The organism is Sediminimonas qiaohouensis DSM 21189 (assembly GCF_000423645.1).
GTDB lineage: Bacteria > Pseudomonadota > Alphaproteobacteria > Rhodobacterales > Rhodobacteraceae > Sediminimonas > Sediminimonas qiaohouensis.
Genome location: NZ_AUIJ01000001.1, coordinates 41212 through 56098, shown reverse-complemented (window position 1 = coordinate 56098; position 14887 = coordinate 41212). Strand labels below are relative to the sequence as shown.

14 protein-coding genes are annotated in these 14887 nt (G+C 65.5%); 9 read left to right on the top strand and 5 right to left on the bottom strand.

Translation table 11 applies throughout. The features are described from left to right. Positions 1 to 2: 2 nt before the first annotated feature. The 6 genes from fabD (at position 3) to mltG (ending at position 5642) form a co-directional block, all read left to right on the top strand. Complete coding sequence (fabD, locus tag G568_RS0100295; protein ID WP_026756158.1) at positions 3 to 947, top strand: ACP S-malonyltransferase; 945 nt, start codon at positions 3 to 5, stop codon at positions 945 to 947. A gap of 21 nt (positions 948 to 968) precedes the next feature. Next, on the top strand, positions 969 to 1706 hold the full coding sequence (fabG, locus tag G568_RS0100290; RefSeq protein ID WP_026756157.1) for a 3-oxoacyl-[acyl-carrier-protein] reductase: 738 nt from the start codon (positions 969 to 971) through the stop codon (positions 1704 to 1706). A gap of 234 nt (positions 1707 to 1940) precedes the next feature. Then, positions 1941 to 2174, top strand: coding sequence for an acyl carrier protein (locus G568_RS0100285; protein ID WP_026756156.1), 234 nt, complete (start codon positions 1941 to 1943; stop codon positions 2172 to 2174). A 194-nt stretch (positions 2175 to 2368) separates the two neighbouring features. Further along, positions 2369 to 3112, top strand: coding sequence for a 1-(5-phosphoribosyl)-5-[(5-phosphoribosylamino)methylideneamino] imidazole-4-carboxamide isomerase (locus tag G568_RS0100280; protein ID WP_026756155.1), 744 nt, complete (start codon positions 2369 to 2371; stop codon positions 3110 to 3112). Positions 3113 to 3225: 113 nt separating this feature from the next. Continuing rightward, entirely contained in the window at positions 3226 to 4485 is a 1260-nt protein-coding gene (gene fabF, locus G568_RS0100275; protein WP_026756154.1) for a beta-ketoacyl-ACP synthase II, read from the top strand. Next, positions 4485 to 5642, top strand: coding sequence for an endolytic transglycosylase MltG (gene mltG / locus G568_RS0100270; RefSeq protein WP_026756153.1), 1158 nt, complete (start codon positions 4485 to 4487; stop codon positions 5640 to 5642). Before fabF ends, mltG begins: the two co-directional genes overlap by 1 nt. Before the next feature lie 137 nt (positions 5643 to 5779). Here mltG and G568_RS0100265 read toward each other — a convergent pair whose 3' ends face one another. Continuing rightward, a complete protein-coding gene (locus G568_RS0100265) occupies positions 5780 to 6784 on the bottom strand; it encodes a hypothetical protein (protein ID WP_026756152.1) in 1005 nt (334 codons plus the stop codon). A gap of 101 nt (positions 6785 to 6885) precedes the next feature. On the opposite strand from G568_RS0100265, the gene G568_RS0100260 reads away from it, so the two are divergent. Beyond that, positions 6886 to 7347, top strand: a complete 462-nt coding sequence (locus tag G568_RS0100260) for a hypothetical protein (protein ID WP_026756151.1) — start codon at positions 6886 to 6888, stop codon at positions 7345 to 7347. Positions 7348 to 7356: 9 nt separating this feature from the next. Here the strand turns inward: G568_RS0100260 and G568_RS0100255 are convergent, their stop codons facing one another. After that, entirely contained in the window at positions 7357 to 8409 is a 1053-nt protein-coding gene (locus G568_RS0100255; protein ID WP_026756150.1) for a GlxA family transcriptional regulator, read from the bottom strand. A 99-nt stretch (positions 8410 to 8508) separates the two neighbouring features. On the opposite strand from G568_RS0100255, the gene G568_RS19580 reads away from it, so the two are divergent. Both G568_RS19580 and G568_RS0100245 read left to right on the top strand, forming a co-directional pair. Next, positions 8509 to 9417, top strand: a complete 909-nt coding sequence (locus G568_RS19580; RefSeq protein WP_026756149.1) for a GNAT family N-acetyltransferase — start codon at positions 8509 to 8511, stop codon at positions 9415 to 9417. 10 nt (positions 9418 to 9427) lie between these two features. Further along, positions 9428 to 10834: an FAD-binding oxidoreductase gene (locus tag G568_RS0100245; protein ID WP_051202552.1), complete on the top strand. Its 1407-nt coding sequence runs from the start codon at positions 9428 to 9430 to the stop codon at positions 10832 to 10834. Positions 10835 to 10856: 22 nt separating this feature from the next. On the opposite strand, the gene G568_RS0100240 is transcribed toward G568_RS0100245, so the two are convergent. The 3 genes from G568_RS0100240 to G568_RS0100230 form a co-directional block, all read right to left on the bottom strand. Further along, a complete protein-coding gene (locus tag G568_RS0100240) occupies positions 10857 to 11237 on the bottom strand; it encodes a hypothetical protein (protein WP_026756147.1) in 381 nt (126 codons plus the stop codon). A 104-nt stretch (positions 11238 to 11341) separates the two neighbouring features. After that, complete coding sequence (locus G568_RS0100235; RefSeq protein WP_026756146.1) at positions 11342 to 14194, bottom strand: Ig-like domain-containing domain; 2853 nt, start codon at positions 14192 to 14194, stop codon at positions 11342 to 11344. Further along, positions 14191 to 14880 carry a hypothetical protein gene (locus G568_RS0100230; protein WP_026756145.1) on the bottom strand — a complete coding sequence of 230 codons (690 nt, stop codon included), beginning with the start codon at positions 14878 to 14880 and terminating at the stop codon, positions 14191 to 14193. Before G568_RS0100230 ends, G568_RS0100235 begins: the two co-directional genes overlap by 4 nt. Between the last annotated feature and the right edge of the window lie 7 nt (positions 14881 to 14887).

The window sequence follows — 14887 nt, the reverse complement described above, 5'->3', positions numbered from 1 at the left end:
ACATGAGCCGGGCATTCGTATTTCCGGGGCAGGGGGCGCAGACCATCGGCATGGGGCGCGACCTGGCGCAGGCCTATCCCGCCGCGAAGGCGGTGTTTGATGAGGTGGATGAGGCGCTTGGGGAGGACCTCTCGTCGCTGATATGGGAGGGCGAGCAGGATACTCTGACCCTGACACAGAATGCGCAGCCGGCGTTGATGGCCACCTCTTTGGCGGCCATGCGCGCGCTGGAGGCCGAGGGCGTCGATCTGGCGCAAACGGCGGAGTTCGTAGCCGGGCACTCGCTTGGCGAATACTCGGCGCTGGCGGCGGCGGGCGCGCTGAGCGTTGCCGATGCGGCGCGCCTGTTGCGCCTGCGGGGGCGCGCGATGCAAGAGGCCGTGCCAGTGGGCGAAGGTGCCATGGCGGCGGTGCTGGGGCTTGACCTGGAAGCCGTGACCGAGGTGGCCGCCGAGGCGGCGCAGGGCGAGGTTTGCCAGGCCGCCAACGACAACGACCCCGGCCAGGTGGTCGTGTCGGGCCACCGCGACGCGGTGGAGCGCGCGGTGGACATTGCCAAGGAGCGCGGCGCGCGGCGGGCGATGCTGCTGCCGGTTAGCGCACCGTTTCACTGCGCCTTGATGGAGCCGGCCGCGCGCGCCATGGCCGGGGCGCTGGCCGAGGTCGAGATTGCTGCACCGGTGCGCCCGGTGGTGGCGAATGTGTTGGCGGATACCGTCACCGACCCGGATCGCATCCGTGCGCTGTTGGTGGAACAGGTGACCGGGCGTGTCCGCTGGCGCGAGAGCGTGGAATGGATGGGCGCGCATGGCGTGACCGAGATATGGGAGATTGGCGCGGGAAAGGCCCTGTCGGGCATGGTGCGGCGCATCGACCGCGCGATCGCATGCCGTGCCGTCGGGACACCCGGCGAGGTGACAGAGGCCGCAGCAAGCCTGCACGCGTGACAAGAGAGCCAAGGAGACGATATGTTTGATCTGAGTGGGAAATGTGCGCTGATCACGGGGGCATCGGGGGGAATCGGCGGCGCGATTGCCCGCACCTTGCACGCAGCCGGCGCCACCGTGGGGCTAAGCGGTACACGCGTTGCGCCGCTAGAGGAGTTGGCGGCAGAGCTGGGCAGCCGGGCGCATGTGCTGCCTTGTGATCTGGGCGATCCCGAGGCGGTCAACGCCCTGCCCAAGCAGGCGATCGAGGCGATGGGGAGCCTGGATATTCTCGTCAATAACGCCGGGATCACGCGCGACCAGGTGTTCATGCGCATGTCCGACGATGATTGGCAGCGTGTTCTGGACGTGAACTTGACCGCGACGATGCGGCTTTGCCGTGCGGTGGTACGCCCGATGATGAAGGCGCGGTGGGGACGGATCGTCAACATCAGCTCGATCGTGGGCGCAACGGGCAATGCCGGTCAGGCGAACTATGCCGCGGCCAAGGCCGGGATGGTCGGCATGACCAAGTCGGTCGCGGCCGAGGTGGCCAGCCGGGGCATCACCGCGAATGCCGTGGCGCCCGGCTTTATCGCGACGGCGATGACCGATGCGCTGAGCGATGATCAGAAAGAGCGGATCAATGCGCAAATTCCCGCCGCCAGGATGGGCACGCCCGAAGAGATCGCAGCGGCGGTTCTGTACCTGTCCAGCTCTGAGGCGGGCTATGTCACCGGCACGACGCTGCACGTGAATGGCGGGATGGCGATGCTCTAGCCCGGCGTGTCCGGGCGATGCAAAAATACACGCATGAGTGAGGTGCGAAAGCGTTTGCGTGTCGCGTATCATGTGCTATAGGCGGCGCAGCTTTTCTAGGGGCGCGCTTTGCGCGGCCTGTATTCCCGTCTTGCGGGACCACGAGCCGCCCTTTAGACAGGGCAAAGCAAATGCCGTCCCTCCGGGCGAGGGCAGGAACCGGGCATTTTGCCCAACAGAATGAGGACTGGAATCATGAGCGACATCGCAGATCGCGTCAAAAAGATCGTTGTGGAGCACCTGGGTGTTGAAGAGGGCAAGGTGGTCGAGAACGCCTCGTTCATTGACGATCTCGGCGCCGACAGCCTGGACACCGTTGAACTGGTGATGGCCTTTGAAGAAGAGTTCGGCATCGAAATTCCTGACGACGCGGCCGAAACGATCCAGACGTTTGGCGACGCGGTGAAGTTCATTACCGAGGCGTCCTGAACCACGGACTGAGCCTAGCTATTGAAAGGCCCCTGCCAGTGTTGGCGGGGGCCTTTTTGCATGCGTGGCGCGAACAGGCGTCGGTGTGCCGATTTGGAGATATCGTGCGAATTTGTTAAGATCCATGCTGCGTGGGGCCGGTCGAAACCGGACAGCGTAAACACGCGCAATGACCCGCAGCAAAAGGCTTCGCCATGATCATTTATCCGACCATTGAACTAAAAGACGGCAAATGCGTTTCGCTGACACGCGGGCGTTTGGCGGAACCAGAGATCTGGCACATAGACCCGGTGGAAACGGCACACGGATTCGCCGAGGCCGGCGCGCAATGGATGCATGTGACCGATCTCGACGCCTTGACGGGCGAGGGCGACAACAACGAGTTGATCGAGGAGATTATCCGCACCGCGGGTATCCCCGTGCAACTGGGCGGTGGATTTCGCTCGCGCGACCGGGTTGAGCAATGGATCGACAAGGGGGCCGGGCGCATCGTTGTCGGCACCATGGCCGCGCATGAGCCTGATTTGCTGCGCGAATTGGCCAAGTACCATCCGGATCAGATTGTTCTGTCCGTTGATGTTTACCAAGGTCACGTGATGACGGATGGCTGGCGCACGGCCAGCGCGTTCACCCCCGAGGATTTCGTGCGGGCCTTTGATGGTGCGCCGTTGGCCGGGGTCATCGTGACCGACATCGACGCGGATATTGCCGAGCAAGACGGCCGCCTGGGCGTGATTTCGGGGCTTGCGGCGCATACCCGGCATCCAGTCATCGCACGTGGTACCGTCCGTAGCACCGATGATGTGGCGCGTCTCAAGTATATCCCGAATATCTCGGGCACGCTGATTGGGCGGGCGTTGATGGCGCGCGATGTCGACTTGGCCGAAGCGCTTGCCGTGGCGCGGCCGGAGCCCGAGCCGACGGCGACTTTCCAGTAGGCGGTCCTCGATAAATTGGGCAAAGAGCCGCGCGAGGAGTGCGCGACGGCCTTGCCCCCCGGGGGGCAGGCGCGGTAAGAGCGAACAAATTGCGCTTTGGAAGGGGCATTGCTATGCGTCGAGTTGTTGTGACGGGGCTGGGGCTGGTGACACCATTGGCCTGCGGTGTCGAGGAAAGCTGGTCGAGCCTGCTGGCCGGGAACTCCGGCGCGGGGCCGATCACGCGATTCGATCCGTCGCGCGTGACCACGACCTATGCGTGTGAGGTGCCGCTTGGCGATGGCAGCGACGGCAGCTTCAACGCCGACGACTGGATGGAGCCGAAAGAGAGGCGCAAGGTCGATGATTTCATCCTGTATGGCATTGCCGCGGCCGACCAGGCGGTGCGCGATGCCGGCTGGACCCCCGAGGACGAAGAAAGTCGCCTGCGTACTGGCGTGATGATCGGCTCGGGGATCGGCGGGCTGCAATCGATTGAGCAAACGACCCTGATGATGGCCGAAAAGGGCCCACGGCGTGTCAGCCCGTTTTTCATCCCCGGTGCGCTGATCAACCTGATCAGTGGGCAAGTCAGTATCAGGTACGGCTTCAAGGGACCGAACCATGCGGTTGTCACGGCGTGTTCGACCGGGGCGCATGCAATCGGTGATGCAGCGCGGTTGATCCAGTACGGCGATGCGGACGTAATGGTCGCGGGCGGGGCGGAGGCCGCGATCTGCGAGATCGGAATCGCCGGGTTCAACGCGTCCAAGGCGCTGTCGACCAAGCGCGGGGACGACCCAAAAGCCGCCAGTCGCCCTTATGACGTTGACCGGGACGGGTTTGTCATGGGCGAAGGCGCCGGGGTTGTGGTGCTGGAGGAGTACGAGCACGCGGTCGCGCGCGGCGCAACAATCTATGCCGAGGTTCTGGGCTATGGCCTGTCGGGCGACGCCTATCACATCACGGCGCCCGCACCCGATGGCGACGGCGGTTTCCGCTCGATGAAAGCGGCGCTTGATCGGGCGGGGCTGGCGCCGGAGGATGTCGATTACATCAACGCACACGGGACATCCACGATGGCCGACGTGATCGAGCTGGCAGCCGTTGAACGCCTTATGGGCAAGGCTGCGGAGAAGGTCACGATGAGTTCGACCAAGTCCGCGACAGGCCATTTGCTGGGCGCTGCGGGGGCGATCGAGGCGATCTTTTCTATCCTGGCGATGCGCGACCAGGTGGTGCCGCCGACGATCAACCTGGACACCCCGGCGGTGGAGACGCCGATCGACCTGGCCCCCAATGCCAAGCGCGAGCGCGAGGTGAAGGTGGCGCTGTCGAATTCCTTCGGGTTTGGCGGAACTAACGCCAGCGTGCTGTTCGGGAAAGCTGGCTGATGTGGCGAAATATTGCCTCTAACGCCCTGACTTTGTTGATTGTTCTGGTCTTTCTCCTGGCCGGGCTGATCTTGTGGGGCAAGACGCAATACACCGGCCCCGGTCCCCTGACCGAGCGCATCTGCCTTGAGGTGGAGCGGGGCACGACCATGACCGCCATCAGTCGCAAGTTGAAGGCGCAAGGTGCTGTTTCTAATGACTTAATTTATCGCGTGGGGACGGAATACGCGGGCCTGAACGACGACCTGAAAGCGGGGAGTTTCCTGATCCCCGAAGAGGCGTCGATGGCCGAGATCGCTGATATCATTACCCGCGGCGGCGGAAGTACCTGCGGGACCGAGCTGCTGTACCGGATCGGTATCGCCGACATGCGGCTGGAATTGCGTGAGCTGGACCCACAAACCGAGAAATATCAAACGGTTGCCGAGCATAACTCAAGTTCCGAAGAGCCGCAGCCAGAGGCGTTTTCCGAGGCGCGCGGCGCGGCCGATACGCGCTACCGGATCACCATGGCCGAAGGCGTGACCAGTTGGCAGGTGATGACCGCGTTGGAGAACATACAAATCCTGAGCGGAACAGTGGAAACGCCCCCCGAGGAAGGCACGCTGGCGCCCGATAGCTACGAGTTGCGCATGGGCGACACACGCCAGGCGGTTGTCGATAGAATGCAGGAAAAACAAGAGTTTATCCTAAGTTCCGCATGGGAGGACCGGGCCGAGGACCTGCCGATTGAGACCATGCAGGAGGCGCTGATCCTGGCCTCGATCATCGAGAAGGAAACCGGCGTGCCGGACGAGCGCAGGCAGGTCGCCAGCGTGTTCGTCAACCGCCTGAAGCGCGGCATGCGCCTGCAAACGGACCCGACCGTGATCTATGGCATAACCAAGGGCCGACGCGCCCTTGGCCGGGGTCTGCGTCAAAGTGAGCTTCGCGGTGAAACCCCTTGGAATACTTACGTAATTGACGGACTTCCGCCAACGCCGATCGCCAATCCCGGACCGGAAAGCATCGCCGCCGCGGTGAACCCGGCCGATACCGGGTACGTCTATTTCGTGGCCGATGGCAGCGGCGGGCACGCCTTTTCTGAGACGCTGTCGGAACACAACGCCAACGTAGCCAAATGGCGCCGGATCGAGGCCGAGGAAAACGGCGACTGACGCCACTGCCGCGCGCGGGGGTAACGATTGGCGTTTGGCCCGAAACGGACGGTTGAGGCCGTGACGCGTACGATTCGTACACTTGGTGCGGAAAGGCCTCTGGCGGGCCGGAAAATGCCGCCAGCGGCGGCACCGTCCTAGCGCATCCAGAAGCCGTTTCGCTTGATCCGATTTCGGATCACCTGTTCGCGGCGGGGCAGGTCGGAGCGGTCGAACAGGGCGCGCACCTTTTCGCCGCGGCCCTGGTAGATCATCCGCTTGAACGGGTCGTACTGCTTGAGCACCTTCTTGATGCGGTTGGGGCGGGTGATCGCATCCAGCAATTCGACGGTGCGATCATCCTCGCGCGCATAGAGCAACGGTAACAACCTATAGTGGCACGAGGTCTGTCCGTCGAGCCATCCGGCCTCAAGCGCGTCGCGCCCGCCGCCGAGGGAGTGAATGACCAGCGGCAGCGCCACCTGGTCAAGCCATGGGTCCATCTCTTGCAACTGCAACTCGGGTGGGGGGGCGTCGCGGATTTCAAGCGCGTAGTCGAGGAAGCGTTGCCCGAACTCGTGCGGGCAGCGGTAGTAGAAGAAACCGGCGTTGAAATAGAGGTAGCGGCGCCAATGCTCGTCGGGGTGCGACAGGTCCAGGGAGCTATCGAAATCGAGGCCGAGGCGATCGTAGAGCGATTTCCAGATCTCGGTATAGCCGGGGCCATAAAGCTCAAGCTTGGGCCAGGTGCCTTCGACCCGGCGCGAGGCGGAGGGGCGGGTGAAATCAAACGGCACATCGGACAACTCGCCGGTGATCAGGGTATCGGTGTCGAAGAACACGAACGGCTCGTCCTCGGGGAGGGCAAGCAACGCCTCGATCTTGTTGCCATAGGGGTAGGCCTGTCCGAAGTGGCGGCTTTCGAAGGGCAGGATTTCGGCGCCCAGCTCGGACAGAAGGGATAGCGTGGCGTCGTCGCGAATGGTCGGGTCACGATCCCACAGGGGGCCGGGCTGCGGGGTGGCGACGAACAGGCGGCCGTTGAAGCCGGGGCTGGCATGGCGCAGCGAGGCGGCGAAAAGCAGTGCCTCGTATTGCAGGCGGCCTGCTTGGCCGATCACCGCGATGTTGAAGGGTTGGATTTCTTGCGGCTGTTGCGCCATACTCGATCATGCCTTCGGACAGGGATTTTGGGCAGTATAGGTGCCATGATCCCGGCGCAGAAGGGCCGAGGGCATGATTTCGTCTAAAATGGAGTTTTCATATGCCCACACTGATCCCGAAAGGTGCGATGGCCGCGCTATTGGCGCTGTCCATGGCTGCCGGCGCGCAGGCGCAAGAGGGCGGCGAGGCCGAGCCGCAGAAGCCCACCGGCAAGTTCACCACCGCCACCGAGGTGCGCCCGATCCTGGAGGCGACGCGCGGGAGCTGGGTCGCAGTGCGGGTCTATAACGGGCAGGACATGGTGTATTTCACGCATCTGTTGGCGTGGCGCTGCGGGCTGAAGGGGTTGCGATATGCGATCAACGATGGCGCGATGCAGGCCTATGACCTGCCGCCGTGCCATACCGAGTATACCAGCCCCAATGCCCTTTTGGATGACGAGGGGATGCCGGTACTGGGGCTGGAGCCCGGCAGCGTTGAACGGGTGCGGGTCGAGTTGATTTACGACGATCTGAGCCGCGCCAGCGCGGAATACGCGCGCGATGAGGTTCTGATCCCCTGAAGGGACGGATCAGCGGGTTTGGGTTGCGCTTTGTTCGCTGGCTTCAAGGGCCATGCGGAACGGGCGAAAGCGCTGGCGGTAGGCGGCGGGCGTGAGGCCGACCTTGCGGCGGAACAAGCGCCGGAAGAAGCTGTCATCCTCGTATCCGATTTCGCGGGCGAGGGCGGGGATGCCCATATCTGAGGTTTCCAGTAGCTGCTTGGCCTCTTCGAGGCGGACGGCGTGCACGTAGTCCAGCGGCGTGAGGCCTGTTGCCTCCTTGAAGCGGCGCTTGAAGGTGCGCTCGGCCATCGCGCTTTGCGTGACCATCGCGCCCACTGGGGCGGCGTGGGCGTAGTTCAGGGCGATCCATTCCTGCGCCTGGGCCACGGTGCCATCGCGGGTTTGCGCGGCGCGGGCGAGCGCGGCAAACGGCAGCTGCCCGTCCTTGTGCCAGTCGATCAGGTAGATGCGCGCGAGGTTCATCGCCTCTTCGGCGCCGAAAAACCGCGCCACGAGGTATAGCCCGAGATCGAGGTAGGAGGTGCCGCCGCCCGAGGTGATGATGCGCTCGCCCTCGCCGGCGGTGACGAGGAAGCGGTCCGGCTCGACCTCGATCCGGGGGTGGCGGGCGGCGATGCCGGCGCAGTAAGCCCAGTGGCTGGTGGCCGATTGCCCGTCCAGAAGGCCGGTTTGCGCCAGCAGCACCGAGCCGGAGCAGGCCGAGGCCAGCGTCGCCCCCGCGCCGTAGACCCGGCGCAGCCAGGCAACCTCGGGCTGGTGGGGCTGCTCGCCCGGGGCGTCGGGATCGACGAACAGCTCGGGGATGTAGACGATATCGGGGGGCGGGCAGTTGTCCAGCGTTTCCTGCGGGGTCAGCCAGGCGCTGTTCATCACCTGCATCGGCGCGTCGTGGCGCGCCACCAGCACCGGCCGCGCCCCCGGACGCCCCGGCGTGCCGCGCGTCAGCATCGGCCAGTCGCGTCCGACCGAGGCAAAGAGGTCATACAGCGCGAACACGGTCGAGGCGGTGACCTCGGGCGTGAGAAGGATGGCGATGATCAGGCGTCGGTCGTCCGGCATTGGCACAAATGACCCGTTTGTTGCGTTTCCCGCGCTGGTGCGGGGTGCCCTGCGCGCGCAGACTCCGAAGTATCGCAAGGCGACACCGAGGAGGAGATCATGCCCGAGCCTATCACGAAACCGCAGGCGGGCGCAGCCCTTGCCGGGGGCGGGGGCGCCGCGCGTGCATCCCATCACATGAGCGAAGCGGAGATGATCGAGCGCGCGGGCCTGCGCGCCCTGCATGCGGTCGCAGGTGGCGAGTTGCGCCGGCGGCTGGGGCTGGACCGGGCGCGGTATGGCGATGCGGAGGTGTCGATGGCGGCGGCCTTGCCGGGTTCGGCCATCACGATCAACCGCGCGGTCGGGCTGGGCCGTGAGCGGCCACCGCAACGCGCGGATATCGACGGGATCTGCGCCGCGTATCGCGGCGCCGGGATCGAGCGGTTTTTCCTACAGCCCGATCCGTCCACCAACGACGATCTGGTCGCGCCCCTGTGCGAGGCGGCGGGCCTGACCCGTGCGCGGGCGTGGCAGAAGTTCGAGCGCGACATGACGCGCGCATTGCCAGAGGCGGGCGCGCATTTCGACATCCGCGAGGCCACGCCCGAGGAGGGCCCGGAGTTTGCGCGGATCGTTTGCAACGCCTTCGACCTGGGGGAGGTCGCCGAGCCATGGCTTGCACGCCTGCCCGAGGCGGAGGGATGGCACGCCTACATCGCGTGGGAGGGCGCGCGGGCGGTCGGCTGTGGCGCGCTGTTCGTGCGCGGGGCGGCCGCGTTCACCGATTTCGGCGCAACCGATCCGGCCTTTCGCCAGCGCGGAGCGCAGAGCGCGAACCTTGCCCATCGTTTGCGCGCCGCGCGTGAGATGGGCGTGGAGCGCGTCCACACCTGCACCGGCGTCGAGGTGCCGGGCGATCCGCAGCATTCCTACGCCAACATCCTGAAGGCCGGTTTTCACGAAACCCATGTGCGGCAGGCCTGGCAACCGGGCCAGGGCCGCGCGCGGAGGTATCAAGGAGAATAGGAGGTCGCCGATGACACTGGATGAATTCACCCGAGACGTTCTATCGAAACAGGCGCTGGCAGAGCGGCTTGACGGGTTCAAGGGCATGCTTCTGGCGCCGGGCGAGGCGGGGTTCGATGACGCCGCCGCCATTTGGAACGGCACGGTCAAGGCCCGGCCGGGCCTGATTGCGCAATGTACCGGCGCGGGCGATGTCGCGACGGTGGTGCGCGCCGTCGCCCACGGCGATATCAGGCTGTCGGTCAAGGGCGGCGGGCACAACGTGGCCGGCACGGCGGTGTGCGATGGCGGTCTGATGCTGGACCTGTCGCCGATGAACGATGTGGCGGTTGATCCCGACGGGGCGATCGTACGCGCGGGTGGCGGTGCCACCTGGGGCGCGGTTGATGCCGCGGCGCAGGCGCATGGCCTGGCGATGCCCGGCGGACTGGTGTCCAAGACCGGGATCGGGGGGCTGACGCTGGGCGGTGGATATGGCTGGTTGCGGCGCAAGCACGGGCTGAGTTGTGATGCGCTGATCTCGGCCGAGATCGTGACCGCCGAGGGCGAGATCCGCACCGCGAGCGCGGAGCAAAACGCCGATCTGTTTTGGGCGATCCGGGGCGGTGGCGGTAATTTCGGCGTTGTCACGCGCTTTGACTACCGGCTTTTTCCGCTTGACCCCGAGGTGTTCTTCAGCTTTGTCGTCTACCCGCTTGAGGAGGGGCGGCAGGTGCTGCGCGGCTGGCGCGATTTCTGCGCCAATGCTGCGGACGAGATGACGTCGCTTGCGCTATGCGGCACGGTGCCCGAGGACGAGGCATTTGAGCAAAGTACACATGGTCGCCATTTCGCGGCGCTGGCCACGATGTATGCCGGCCCGCCCGAGGAAGGGGAGCGGGCGCTATCGCCGCTGCGCCAACTTGGCACGCCGCTGGCGGATTTCAGCGGCCCGGCGCCCTACATCGAGGTGCAGCAGCATTTTGACGAGGATTACCCCGATGGCATGCGCTATTACTGGACCTCGCTTTATCTGCCGGAGTGCCCCGACGGGGCGATTGACACGCTGCTGGAGCTGTCGCGCGAGCGGCCTTCGGCCCTGACCACGGTGGAGTTCTGGCAGTTGGGCGGCGCGATGGCGCGGGTGGATGCGGATGCAACCGCCTTTGGCGCGCGCGATGCGCCGTGGATGCTGGCGGTGGAGTCCAACTGGGAAGACCCGGCGGCGGATGCGCGCAACACCGCCTGGACACGCGAAGCCCGCGCCCGGATGGCGGCGTATTCGACCGGAGAGGGGTATCGCAACTTCGATCCCGAGCCGGGCCACGGCCCCGAGGCGGGCGGCGCGCAGATCCAGCGCTTGCGCGAGGTCAAGCGCCGCTATGACCCCGCCAACCTGTTCCGGCACAACCACAACATCACCCCGGCGCAGGGGTGAGGGGGGCAAATGGCGCCCCGGCTCAGTTCAGCAGGGCGTCCACCAGTCCCATGAAGGCCAGGACCCTGCCGGTGTCGGGGTCGATGCGAAACACCTCGCGCCCCACGAGGTAGTACAGATCGCCCTCGCGCAGCCCGTAGCGGCTCAGGTCCCGTATGATGCGGTAATTCCGGTTGATCCGGTCGCCGTATTCATAGCGGGGGTGGTGATCGCGGTAGATTTTCTTGGCCTGTCCCGGCGGGATGCAGGGCGGGTTTTTCTTGGCCAGGCCGGGCGGGCAATGCGCGGCGTTGGGCGGGCCGGCGTGCTTGGGGCCCTTGCCTTTGCCGTTGCCGGCGAGGGCCGGCGGCGCGATCAGGATCAGGGCCGCCAGCGCTGCGGGGATCGGGGTTTTTGCCATCATGTCGGACGCTCCTTGTGTTGCGCACAAAGATAGTCCGGGCGGCGGCGGTGGTCCAACAGCCCTGCGGGTATCCGCCGATGGTCAGGGGTGCGGGGCGCGGCCGCTTACGGGGAGAGCGAGATGAAATCCTTCTTGAGGTTTTTCAGCATGACATCGTAGTTGCGCCGGGTGATGAAGAGGGTTTCCTTGACCTGCGTACGTGGGAACATCAACGGCAGAAGTTCGGATTCGGATTCGGCGTTGCCGTCCTCGTAGGATTTGTTGAGACCGTGCTGCCCGCCCGGGTCCATGCGCATTCCTTCGATCCCTTCCCAGCGAGTATTTTCATATCGATCCCTGGCCGCGTTGACACTGGCGCGGTTGCCCTGGAACGAGGGGATGTGCCCCAGCCCGAAGGCGTGGCCGACCTCGTGGGTGATGGCGCCGGAGTTGGCGATGCGTTTGCGCCCGGTCAGGGCTTTGGTCAGGCTCATGCCGATGAAGGGCTGCGCCGCCTCCGCAGTGGGGTTGTCCTGTTGGTCGATGCGCGGGCTGAGGGTGACGCCCAGTAGTTTCATCCATTCATAGGGCATGTAGATGACCACCAGGTCGTAGCTGTCATAAGCGCCATTCGCGATCAGGTGGTCCTGCACATGATTGAGCAGTTCGGCGCGGATATTGTCGCGTTTGCGCAGTCGTTCGGTCATCGCGGGCGGGTTGGCAAGGACCGAGTTGAGCCATCTCAGCGTTCCCATCGTGTCTTTTGAGAACGTTTCTGACAGCAGCTCGAACTGGTAGGCCTTGTCGATCGCGGCGACGAGCTTGTCGTTCAGGTTCGGATCGGGGGGCGGAGCGGGGGCTTCGGACATTTCGACTGACTGGACCGGGAAAACCTGCTCCATGTAGCGCGCGGCGCGCTTGGCGGTGTGCGCCCCCTCCTTGATCATGTTTTGCGGGATGAAATCGTACCACGGGCCGACGCGGGCGAAGACGTATCCGATATTGAGATCCCGATCGAGTGGATCCCAGGCGATTTCTTCGTAGCCCGAGAAGATGCGCGGACTTTCTGCGCAATCGCGGACCGGTTCGATTTCGGTGCGCACGACGCGAAGTTCCTCGTAGTCGGGCGTCCAGCCGTAAAGGTTGATGCTGTTCTCGGCCATGCGCCTCTCATGGTCGGTGAAATCATCGGGGCGGCGAATGGTAACATTGCGTGCCTCGGGGGTAAGTAACGGAGCATCCAGCCCGGAGCCGGGGCGGGCGCGCACATGGGCGGGGAACGAGGTGACTTGCCATTCCGGCGCGATCTGCGGATCGGTTCGCCATTTGGCGTAGGTGCGGATTACCGCGGGTTTGCCGCGCACCAGCTTGGCGTTGGTGGCGACCTGTATGGTGTCGCTTTCAATGCCTTCGGTTTGGGCGAGGTGATCGGCCAACCCGGCGCTGAGTGGATCAGTATCGTCGAGATCGACCATGGTGTCGAAGCCCCAAACCTGATCGACGGGCAGGTAGGCGCCCTCGGTCCCGCGCAGGCCGTTGGGGCCTGCGCGCACGGTCACGCGGTAGCGCACGCCGTCGCGCAGCGGCTTGCGCGGAGTCACGATCACCGTATCGGCGCCGGCAAGGCGCGGGCGCACTTTCACCGGGGCCATGACCGCGCCGCCCTGCCCATCGGCCAGCCCGGTTTCCAGCGTCACCGCCCCGGGCACGATCGAGGCCGGGTCCAGCGGGCGGTTGAAGCTGAGCCGGATGCCGGGATTGTCCCATGGCAGGTTCTTGGCATCGCGGCGCGGGCGGTAGGAGGTGAGGCGCAGCTGCGCGCCGGGGCCTGCGTTGCTGGTGGGGGCCTGCGTCACTTCGAAGGGCGGGCGGGTGAAGCCCATGTTGCGCATGTTGGGCGCGGCGAAGCGGCCCGATACCGATAGCGCGCCGGTGTCAGTGTCGCGGTCCACGTCGACGCGGCCGGGGCCGCGTGTGCTCCATGACCGTTTTTGGCGTTCGATCTTGGCGGTGCCGGACAGCTCGAAGCGGCCGATCACGGCGGTCTCGGTGATCTGGTCGATTGTGACGGTGCCGCCGAGGCTGCCGCCGGTGACGGTGGTGCGCGTGCCGGCCTGTCCGATGCCGTCGCTGTCGCAATCCATATCGCGCACCTGCCGCCCCGTGGTGCTACCGAGTGGCACGCCAGCGGCTTCCATGTTGCTCAGGAACTGGCGGCGCAGGCGGTGGCAGGTGCGTTTTTCGAACTCCTGCTCGCGGCGCTGATTTTCGGTGTTGGGGGGCAGGTAGGGGCGCGGCCGGATCTGGCCCGTCCATGCGGAATAAAGACCGGAGGCCGTGCCCGTGCCGGAGCTGCCGACAGCCTTGGCGGGGTAGGTTTCGCCGGCTTTCAGGTCGCCGGGGCCTGCGCCCTTGAGCGCGATCACGAGGTGCGCGCCGCTGTTGCGGGGCCAGCCGCCGGTGCCGCCGTGCCGGAGGCTGAGGGGTTGGCCAAGGCCGCCGCCCTGGTAGGAGATGATATTGGGGCTGAACACCTCGAAGATGGTTTGGCGCGTGCCGCCGCTGGCGGTGGGGATATCCACGTCTTCGCCGATCATATCCGCAAGCATATCGGCGGTCCCGGCATCAATGCCCGGCACGCCCTCGGTCCCGCCCAGACGCCGCACCGAGAGGTGGCGCGCGCAGGCCGCGCCGCCCGCGCTGAGCCCGCCCGCGAAGGACATGCTGGCCTGCCCCGGCATCAGGTCGCGATTGGCGCCGCCGGCAAAGGCGGCGGGGTTCAGGTTGCCGAACACATCGAGCGTTTGCGAAGGGTTCACCGCCTCCAGCATGCCCGCGACGGAGCACAGCGGCACCGGCGGCGGCGCGTCGGGGCCGCATTCGCCTTGGGCCATTACGCCGCCACTTGCCGCCGCCAGTGCCAGAAGGGCCGCGATGCCGCGGATAAGGGCAGGGCCGGGGGCCCGCGACTTGATCACGGCTGCCCCATGTTGGACATGTTGCCGAGGTTCATCGGCTCTGCCGGTAGCTCGAAATTGCCCGCCGGTCCGGCATCGTCCGAGATGTCGGTGACGCGGAACCTGTCGCCGAAGGACAGCGCCGCCAGACCGCGCGCCTGCATATCCATCAGCAGCGGATTGGGGGGCTCGTCGCTAATGGCGCGGATGAAGCGGAGCTTGGCCTTCTGGTGTTCGAGCAGGAGGGCATTGTCGGTCAGAACGGCGGTATCGGTTTGTGCCGCGCCCTCGTTGTCGATCCATTTAACCTCGAACACGTCGCCCTTGATCCCGGCCACTTCGCGGGTCTCGCCGGTCGCGCGCATGTCGTTGATTTCCTGCGGGAAAACAACGCCTGTCTGGTCCTGTTGCGTCGTTTCCTGCCCGGCGGCCGCGCCCATGTTCTTGAGCTGGCTCAGGGGGATGACCATGACCTGTCCACCGGCGGCGGTGACGGAATAGATCTCGGCCCCGCGCAGGATCATGTAGGCGTCCATGCCTTCGATATCCATGCGCAGGGCGTCGCCCTGCCAGCTTTCGGTCATCTGCATCTTGCCCATCTTGCCCGCATCCGCGGTATAGCTGAGCTGCCCATCCGCGAGGACGGGCGCGGTCGTCGCGATGGTGGTGCAGGTGAGGGCGGCGGCAAGGGTCGCTGATCGGATCATGTCCGGT